This is a genomic window from Vibrio sp. CB1-5 (assembly GCF_059412285.1).
This window is the reverse complement of record NZ_JBJHPB010000027.1, coordinates 60,669-70,131: the sequence shown is the minus strand read 5'-3', so window position 1 is coordinate 70,131 and position 9,463 is coordinate 60,669. Positions and strand designations below refer to the sequence as shown.

Annotated in this window: 8 protein-coding genes; 5 read left to right on the top strand and 3 right to left on the bottom strand. The window is 46.1% G+C overall.

The genetic code is table 11. The features are described from left to right. Window positions 1-215: 215 nt before the first annotated feature. Window positions 216-1,100 (bottom strand): LysR family transcriptional regulator, encoded by an 885-nt coding sequence (locus tag ACJB0T_RS17540; RefSeq protein WP_479290783.1) that lies wholly within the window; start codon window positions 1,098-1,100, stop codon window positions 216-218. Between the two features lie 351 nt (window positions 1,101-1,451). Here ACJB0T_RS17540 and ACJB0T_RS17535 point away from each other — a divergent pair, with 351 nt between their 5' ends. Next, entirely contained in the window at window positions 1,452-2,696 is a 1,245-nt protein-coding gene (locus ACJB0T_RS17535) for an MFS transporter (protein ID WP_479290782.1), read from the top strand. Between the two features lie 68 nt (window positions 2,697-2,764). Here ACJB0T_RS17535 and ACJB0T_RS17530 read toward each other — a convergent pair whose 3' ends face one another. Together ACJB0T_RS17530 and ACJB0T_RS17525 are read right to left on the bottom strand one after the other, a co-directional pair. Further along, window positions 2,765-3,937, bottom strand: coding sequence for a DUF1887 family protein (locus tag ACJB0T_RS17530; RefSeq protein WP_479292290.1), 1,173 nt, complete (start codon window positions 3,935-3,937; stop codon window positions 2,765-2,767). 182 nt (window positions 3,938-4,119) lie between these two features. After that, the gene (locus ACJB0T_RS17525; RefSeq protein ID WP_479290781.1) at window positions 4,120-6,111 is read right to left on the bottom strand and encodes a methyl-accepting chemotaxis protein; all 1,992 of its coding nucleotides are present in this window, start codon (window positions 6,109-6,111) and stop codon (window positions 4,120-4,122) included. A 395-nt stretch (window positions 6,112-6,506) separates the two neighbouring features. Here ACJB0T_RS17525 and hinT point away from each other — a divergent pair, with 395 nt between their 5' ends. The 4 genes from hinT to lpoB all read left to right on the top strand — a co-directional run bounded on the left by hinT (window position 6,507) and on the right by lpoB (window position 9,463). Continuing rightward, complete coding sequence (gene hinT, locus ACJB0T_RS17520) at window positions 6,507-6,857, top strand: purine nucleoside phosphoramidase (protein WP_479290780.1); 351 nt, start codon at window positions 6,507-6,509, stop codon at window positions 6,855-6,857. 181 nt (window positions 6,858-7,038) lie between these two features. After that, on the top strand, window positions 7,039-8,439 hold the full coding sequence (locus ACJB0T_RS17515; RefSeq protein ID WP_479290779.1) for a COG3014 family protein: 1,401 nt from the start codon (window positions 7,039-7,041) through the stop codon (window positions 8,437-8,439). Then, window positions 8,439-8,831 carry a YcfL family putative periplasmic lipoprotein gene (locus ACJB0T_RS17510; RefSeq protein ID WP_479290778.1) on the top strand — a complete coding sequence of 131 codons (393 nt, stop codon included), beginning with the start codon at window positions 8,439-8,441 and terminating at the stop codon, window positions 8,829-8,831. Before ACJB0T_RS17515 ends, ACJB0T_RS17510 begins: the two co-directional genes overlap by 1 nt. Window positions 8,832-8,872: 41 nt before the next feature. Beyond that, complete coding sequence (gene lpoB / locus ACJB0T_RS17505; protein ID WP_479290777.1) at window positions 8,873-9,463, top strand: penicillin-binding protein activator LpoB; 591 nt, start codon at window positions 8,873-8,875, stop codon at window positions 9,461-9,463.

The window sequence follows — 9,463 nt, the reverse complement described above, 5'->3', positions numbered from 1 at the left end:
GTCCAACTGGTGAAGGTATCACAAACGCGTACTCGTTCACTCGTGCACGTCGTTTCGCAATCGCTCAAGGCGGTCTGCGCATCGTTTAATCGATTATTGTTAATCGACTAAACAGAAAAGCCGAAGCATTTGCTTCGGCTTTTTGCATCTCTCAATTCAGCGATTTAATCATCTTGACCAAGAACCAAGAACCAAGAACCAAGAACCAAGGATCCCTATTCAAACAAATCGTAAATCCCTTCCTCAATCCCATCAATCAACGCTTGACGTGTCTCAACAGTATGGTCATTCGGTCTCGACATCTCACCAAAGCTCTCGTAGTACATCCCATTCGGGTGTTTCAATACCACAAGGTGCTCTTTACGTAGCTCTTGTTTTACTAGTGTCTCAGGAATAATGCCCCAACCGAGGTTATCGACGACAGCCTCTAGAACTTCTTGATAGTTGGAAAAACTCATCGTACTACTAGAAATCGGGCGGAAATCTTGGTGAATTTCGTCGAAAAGATGCGATAGAACGATCTGGCGGTGAGCAGTGATGTCGGTGCTGGTCACGTTTGCTAGTTTAGCCAGTTCGTGTTGTGGTGAGCAGACGGCCATCATACGAATGCGGTGCAGAGCGCGAACTTTGATCGCTGGATCATCGCCTGAACTAAATACGAGCCCATAGCCAAGATCAACGTGGTTTTCTTTAACGAGTGTTGGGATATCTGCACTGGATGATTTTATTGCAGTGAGCGATATGTGAGGAAACTCATCAGAAAGTGCCACCAACTGACGACGCCAAAAAGTAGATGGCAGTGTGTCATCGTAGGCAATACGAATTTTGTCACTGTCGCCTTGGCGGAACTGTTCTGCTTTTGAGTACAAGCTCTCGGCCATATTGAGAATATTCCGACAATCTGGCAATAAGGCTGCACCTGCATCATTCAGCACTAGGCGATTACGAGTTCGTTCAAACAGCTCTACGCCAAGCTCATCTTCTAAGCTCGAAAGAGCCATACTCAAAGACGTGCGGGTCTTGCCCATAATATTGGCAACTTTAGTTAGCGAGCCGTGTTCGGCAGTCAGTGCAAACACTCGCAGTTTGGTAAGGTTCATAGGGGAAGCTCCCACTAAAAGAATTAGCGTGTAAATGAATCGCTAATGAGTTTATTGTTATGATGCGTAGAGTATAGCATTTGTGACGCTCAGTGAAGCGTTATGTTGACAGTGGGGAGGGTGGCACTATTACTGCCTAATGGAGACCTTGCTATGATTGCGGCCTTTAAATGCCCACCACAATTGGCGCGCTAGAGTAACAGATAAGAACGCAAAACGTGTACTAGTATGTTACTTATTATCGTCGATTGGGGAGGCTATGATGAAAGTGGGTAAAAAAAGGATTCTTTTTGCCGTACTGTTTCTTAATCCTTACAACCCTATGGATATCTTCCTAAAGAGGTCTGCAACATGTTGAAAAAGCTTGGCTTAGAAGGCTGGTTCTCAGCGCACTTTGCTTACGGCATCGTACAAATCGTATTTATTCCTATGATGGTACCATCATTTATCCTCGCTCGTACTGGTAGCGCAACTGATGCTGGCTTAGCAATGGGCCTATTTGGGCTTGCTGGTCTCTTTGCTCCAGTTATCGGCATGCTTGCAGATAAATATAAGGCACACCGTATAGCTCAACTTTTTGGCATGGTGTCTTACTTGCTAGCGGGTGCTTGTTTCCTTGTGGCTGGTAGCAATTTTGCGATGATGGCGGTAGGATCAGTTTTCTTCGGTACAGGTTCTGCAATCCTTCTAATGCTTAACCCTGTATTTATCACCTTCGCTGGTTACGATGCAAAGACAGAAGCGTCTAAGCTAGGTCGCATGGCTCAGGTTCTGATTATCGGTTCATTGTTATCTGGCATTGCACTTGCGTACGTGACAGATCTTGGCTGGTCTTACGAAATGCGCTTTATGGCAATGATGGCGATCGTTGCAGTGCTAGCGGTTATCACTATGGCAACGAACAAGAAGCCTGCGCAGCGTATTCTTGATAACGCAGAAGCGATGGCTGCTGCCGCTGCTGAAGATGATGCACCAAAAGTTGGCTTTGTTAAGGTTATCTTCTCGAACTTCGGTCTATTCCTATTAGCGGTTGGCCTACTGTGTGCAGGTCAAGGTGCATTCCAAGCTCAATATCCGAACCTACTTGAGAATGGCTACGGCGTGTCTCAGTCGCTATCTGCAGCAAACCTTTCAGTCGCGTCAATTCTTGGTCTAGTGATTCTGGTTGCGGCGGAAAAATTCGTTGCGCGTTTCGGTAACCTAAGCCTATTTAAGCTATCTGCAGTAGCATCAATTGTGGTGATTGGTATTGCGTATGTGATTGCAGAAGCAGGTATGTCTCTGCACTACATCATTCCTCTAGCGTTATTCCTTGTTTACTTGCAAGGCATTACGGTAACAGACATGATTTCACCGGCAATCGCGGCACGTCTAACGTTTGTTGGTGGCGGTTTGACTCAAGGTCTGATGATGTTCTTTATCTCGCTCGGTTTTGGTTTTGGCAGTGTGATCAGCGGTATTGCGGTTGATGGTTACGGCTGGGCCGCGCTACCATTTGCTATCCTAGGCTTAACGATTGCTGCATACGTGTGTGTTGTCATCGTTGGCATGAAGCATAAAGCTGCAGTAAAGCGTGAACAAATCAAATCTGCGTAGTCCAGATTTTTAGATAGCAAAAAGGCTTGGCATAGTGCCAAGCCTTTTTTGTATGAGCTAGTTGGAAATTAGCTCAGACGCGCACGCTCATCAATACCGCCAGCACCTTGGAACCAGATAGTAAGGTGGTGTTTGAGATCTTTGAGTTCATCAGGGCCGATAAGTGCCAGTCCAAGATCCTCAGCCCGAGTAATGTCGTTGTGACGCAGGGGTCTAAAGCTGACTAGCATAGCTCGTGCTTGCAGGCCTCCGAGGAGGTCGCGCAGTGATTCTAATTTGTAGAGCGTATCGTCACCGTCATCACGCATACCTTTGGTTTTACATTCGATAATGTGCAGCTTGTTGTTTACCACGGAAGCGACATCCAATTCGTTACGCACTTCACGCTCTCCGAGCTGACGGTAAACCTGTACGTTGAGCGAGTGATCTTGAATGGTTGGTAAGTCATCACGGATTTGTTTTACGGTGCTATGGACTAAGTTCTCAAGCCATTCACCGTTTGAGAAACGTCGAGCGTCTTCACTGATGAAGGTGAGTATACCGTCGTCGTAGCTCGCGATTTGAGACTCGACTAGATCGCTGATGAGCATGTTTAACTCACGATAACCTTGTTGTTTTTCTGATAAGGCGACATCGAGCTTCTGCTCTTTACGACAAGTAGTAGCAAGGTAGTTCAGCGTCGCGAGGCCCGGACCAAGTTCCAAGGCATTACTTGCCCATTTTTCGCCAAGCTCGTACAGCTTCTTATCTAACTGTGGAGGTAGGTCGTAGTCAGTGAACTCGCCTCTCGCACCAAAGATGGTCAGGTAGTCGCCAATAGTGATGTGATCTTGCACCTGCGCATCTTGTGCGCCTTCAGGGTACAACCAGCACATTTTGTCACTGTTTGGCTCCACTACAAAAATAGGCCAGTGGAAGGTACGGAACACTTCATATACCGAGAGCAGTCTGTGTCTTAAACCACAACTTGCATTGAGTTTGACCTCAAGATTTTTCTCTTTAAGTGTATTGGCGAGCGTTAGGATGGATTGCTTGATGGCTGAAGTGTTAACGATATTGGGAATTTCAAAAAACTCCGAGGTAATTTCTCGCTCACCAAGTACGGCGCTCAGGCGCTCATACATATCAAACTGGGATTCGTCACCGATAAAAATGATATGACGACTGACGGTGCGGTCATCGAGTAATGGAGTGACCAAACGAATGGGGTCTTGGTCAATGATGCCTACATGAACGGCCATAGTGCTTCCTTCAACATTTGGCTTGCCGAAGAAAATGGAAGACGACACAACGCAACCTTGCGCTAGGTCTTTAAAAAGTAAAGCAAGCCATAATCAAGATATAATGGCGTTAGGTTTAAAAAACAAGAGCGAGACTCTAGGAATCTCGCTCTTGATGAATTATTTACGCTTTACTGAGGAAATTAAAGCTTAAATCGGTGAACCAGTTCGCCTTGTTGGTTTGCAAGGCTAGTCAAGCTTTGGCTGGTCGCGGCAATTTGCGACATGGCTTGATAGCTGTCATCTGCGATGTGATTGATTTCTTCAATGTTTTTCGCGATGTCTGCGGTTGTCTCGCTTTGCTCGGCAGCCGCTTGAGAGATGTGAGTGCTCATTTGGCTGATTTCAATAATGAGCGCCTGAATTTCTTCCATTGCGCCATTGGCACTGGAAGCTTGCTCAACCGACAGCTCCATATCTTTCATACAGCTTTCAATCACTGAGCCAGCACTCTTAGAACTAGACTGTAAGTTACTGATCATGGTTTCAATCTCTGTTGTCGATTCTGTGGTCTTTTGTGCCAATACTCGAACTTCGTCAGCAACGACCGCAAAGCCTCGACCTTGCTCCCCTGCACGTGCGGCTTCAATGGCTGCATTGAGGGCAAGCAGGTTGGTTTGCTCTGCGATATTGCGGATCACATCAAGAATACTACCAATTTGGCTACTCATACGTTGCAGCTCACCTACAGCCTCAACTGATTCATTCAGACGTGTCTCAAGCTGGTTAATCGTGCTGATGTTGGTGCTCATGATATGACGACCAGATTCAGATGCAGACTCTACGGCATGCACCTTTTCTAGTGAGCTTTGTGCGCTGTTTGCTACTTCTTGCACCGAATGGGACATTTCTGTCATTGCCGTAGCAACGTTAGCGGTTTGCTCACGCTGTGCGCTCAACTGCTGCTGGGCACTGGCTGATGTCGATTGGTTACTACTCGCAGTATCCGTTAGATTGTCCGAAGCATCATTAAGCTTGACCAGAACATTATGCAAGCTGTCTGCTAGGGTGTTGATGTGATTCCCTAGGCGGCGGAACTCGTTGTTGTATTTTACTTCGATGCGCTGAGTCATGTCGCCTTCGGTTAGGCTCTCCAACGTCTTAAGTGTACTGTTAAGTGGCTGGCGGACACTTTGTGCAATGTGATAGCCAATACCCACCGCAATCAAAGTAACAACAAAACCGATACCGACAGCTTTGATGACGCCTTCATCGTAGATATCACCGGCGTGAGCCAATGATTGATTAAGGTTGCTTGTCGCAATGTCATTGAAGCCGTTTAGGGTCACCATTGCACCGTCCACCACGATGGCTAGACTCTCGATGTTCTGGTACAGCGCGTCTTTAGCAATGAGGTAGTTGTTGTGTTGATCGAGTACGCCGTCTTTGCGGCCGACGTCTTGAGTAAACTGAGCAACCGACTCAGCAAAAGCGTCTTTTAGCTCTGGCATCTGAGTCACAAGGCCGTTAAACGCGTAGTTTAGGTGGCTCACAGCCTTACGGTTTTTGTTTACCGCTTGCTGTACAAATTCAGTATCACTGCTAGCAAGGGCATCGGATGTGATGATTTCAGCATCTTTAAGTTTAATGAAGTAGCTCTTCGCCATGACCTTGACTGAGATACTCGAAGAATCATCTACATACTCTTTCATTCCAACGGATAAGTCAGCGTGCAGCTTTTGGAAGCGACGAGTCGATTGCTGAACTTGCTCTTGCGCGGCAAACATAGACTGGTAGTTGTCCATTGCTGTTTGCGCTTCTTGGTCATAACGCGTTTGTACGTCACGCAATTCGGCAATAGCCGTTTCAAGCTCCGGTATACCCTGGCTTACTTCAGAAAGCTGATTGAGCGCCTCGCCAAATTTTTGCATCGATACCGTAAATTCTTCACGGCGGATGGTCATGCGCTCTTCGTTTTGCGTGGTGAGAAAGTCTTTGAATGACTTATCAGCAGATAGCAGCTGCACGCTGGTTTGGTTAGACATGGACACCAGGGGTAACGATGTGTTCGAAACCGAACCAAAGTTCTGGTGAATCTGATTCATGCCGTTAAGCATGATGGCGATAGTGATGACGAATAGTACGACGATCAGCGTAAAGCCGGCATACATTCTTCTGATGACAGAACCCTGCATTTATCTCTCCCTATAAACTACAGCAATACAAAAACGATACAAAAATACTCTGGACGTTTGTCACCAACTTGTCGCACAATCTGCGCGCGAACAAAAATAAGCTGGTGCTATGTCTCTATCGTTAGAAATAGCAAAAACTGAAATATATCTAATAAACAGTGCTACGTTTTATGACGCACTCATCAAAAACACAACAAAAGTGTTAGTTTTATAAAGAAGTGTTACCTCAGTCTTCAGAAGAAAGAGTCGACATGTCGATGTTTTGAACAATAATAAAAACAAGTAGCTAGTTGGGTTTGCTTTCAATTGTGATCCCTAAGCCCATGGTGCATACTTTCTTTATTATTAAGTGTATTCACTCACACACGTATCCTATCTAGTAATTGGAGACCTTCATGGCTGAAGAAACCATTTTTAGCAAAATTATTCGTAAAGAAATCCCAGCTGATGTTTTGTATCAAGATGACTTAGTGACAGCGTTTCGCGATATTAATCCTCGTGCGCCAAGCCATATCTTGATTATTCCAAATAAACTGATCCCAACCGTGAATGATGTTGAAGCGGATGACGAAGCCATGATGGGCCGTATGTTTACGGTCGCGAAAAAAATCGCTCATGAGGAGGGGATTGCTGAAGATGGCTATCGACTGCTCGTCAACTGTAATGCTTATGGTGGTCAAGAGGTTTACCATATTCACATGCACTTAGTGGGTGGACGCCCGCTTGGCCCACTTTTAGTTGGTTAATAATCAGCAGGCTGGTTAAGGAGCTGTAGGTTGCACATTGACAGTGAGTAAGTAGACCTATTGCTCCATTAGTGCCGTTGAGGCTAATGGTGACAGCCCCACAACCATTAGGATCTTGCAACCATCAAGATATTTCGCGGTCATAGTTTCACAATCAAACGAGTCATGTTATTCAAAATTTATGTTAAGACGCTGCGTTAAACATACGGCAACGGTTCTGCTCACGGCAACCTTGACTGCCTGCGCCGGGCTTACAGCCGGCAATTTATTTAGTCATTACACCCAACAAAACACCATTGTTTATCAATCGGTAAAAACGGGTCAATATGACAAGGCTCTGGCTGCATTACCGGTCGAGCCAGTGGCGGGTAACATTTTGGATAACTTTGAACGAGGTAGAGTCGAGTTCTTGAACCGCGACTATCCGCAAAGTAAATCCGCCCTAGAGTTAAGTGATAAGGCCGTTCGAGTTCAACAAGACAAAGCGTTGATCTCGATTTCTGACACGGCGACCAGTGTCGGCGCACTGGCCATCAACGACAACATCACGGAATATACGCCGCCGGACTATGAACTGGGCTTTTTGCACCTGTATCTTGGACTTAACTATGTGCAAAGCAATGACCTAGAAGGGGCCTTGGTTGAGGTAAGACGCGCCAATCGAGTTCAAGAGCGTGCTCGTCAAGCGAGAGCCAAAGAGCTTCAATCGGCAGAGCAGCAGCTAAAGCAGCAAGGATTATCTCCAAACCTTGGCTCGGCGCTGTCCCGCTATCCCGATGCTGGTAACACACTCAAAGCAGTTCAAAACGGTTATTTATTGTATCTATCGGGACTGCTTTATGAAGCGTCGAACGATTTGAACGGCGCTTACATTGACTACACGCGAGCGTTAGCTGTTGCGCCAGATAATGACGCGGTGATTGACGCTGCGATTCGTGTGGCAAAACGTTCTGGTCGAAATCAAGACCTCGCGAAACTGAGAAAACAGTATGGCGATCGCTCCGGACTAAATGAAGGCCAAGGCAGAGTGATTGTGCTTGAAGAGCAGGGAGCTGTCGCGGCGATGCAAGCATGGAACCTGACTTTGCCCATCTATGACAGTCGTGGAAATACAGCCTTGTATAGTGTCGCTTTGCCTTATTATGTGCCCAATGTACCACCAAAGCTGTCGCCGATGGTTTTAGATGGTAAACCCTTAGGTAGCGATGAACTGGTCGATGTAAATTTAATGGCGCAGCAGGAACTGTCTGAGAACATGCCCTCTATATTGTTAAGGCAGGCGTTGCGCGTATATGCAAAAGATCAGATTCGCAAGAGCTCTACAGGTGATGAGGATAATGTAGGGAATTTGCTGTTCAATGTTTGGAATACTTTGACTGAACAGCCGGATACCCGCAGTTGGCAAACCTTGCCTAGCCGCGTAAATGCGGCCAGTGAGATAGTAAAAGCTGGTGAGCACACGCTCAGTGTTGATGGACAGGACTATACTTTTGAAGTAAGAGATCGCCAAACCGCCTTGGTGTGGATTTCGAGGCAAGGTGGTAACGCCACCATTTGGCATAAGCAACTAGGAAGATTGTGATGAAAAAGTGGTTAGTAGTAATCGGTGTAATGCTGTCAATCGTTGGCTGTAGCTCTAACAAGACAGCGGGTATAAAGATTGAAGGCCAGACTCAAACGGTCCTTTATGGTGATGAAAACATGGGAGATAAGTTCTCTATTGATGACATCTCCACAGTCGATACCAATGGCCACCCGAGAGCGGTGGTAAAGCTATCGAATATGACCTCAGTCGACCAAACGATTCAATATCGTTTCTATTGGTATGATGAACAAGGGCTGGAAGTAAATACAAAACAGGCACCGTGGCGTAGAGCCATTTTACGCGGTGATGAAACTATTACCCTCTCTGAGGTGTCTGTTAATCCAAATGGTAAAGATTTCCGTGTGCAGTTGCGCGGAGCTGATGATTAAATTCCACGAGTTGGAAACGTAAGCAAGACTAAGGAAACAAAATGAAAAAGAGTATTATTGCTTTGTTGGGTTTAGCTGTCATTCTTGGCGGTTGTTCAAATAAAGTCAGCTATGGCGATGCACAGGCAACGGAAACAACGACCATCGATTTCGGCTCGACCGATCTGCAAAAAATTGCTGGTGATATGGTTGATAGCATGCTGATGTCTGGTTCGGTGGCAGCGATCACTCGCGATAGCCGTCCAATCGTGTTTGTTGAGCGTATTAAGAATAAAACCACAGAGCACATCGATACTGAGTCGATTACTGACACGATCAGTACCAAGATGCTTAATTCTGGTAAGTTCCGTTTCGTGGATATGGATCGCGTAGAGTCTGTGCGTGAACAGCTTAACTTCCAAAACAACGACGAGCTTGTCAATCAAAGCACTGCGATTCAATTTGGTCAAATGGTGGGCGCACAGTACATGCTATACGGCAACCTGAGCAGCATCGTAAAGGAAGCGGGTAGTGACAAGGACGTGTACTACAAAATGACGATGCGTCTTATGGATCTAAAAACTGGTCTGATTGAATGGGCAGACGAGACCGAAATTCGTAAGCAAGAGTCTCGCTCGGTATTCGGTCTGTAA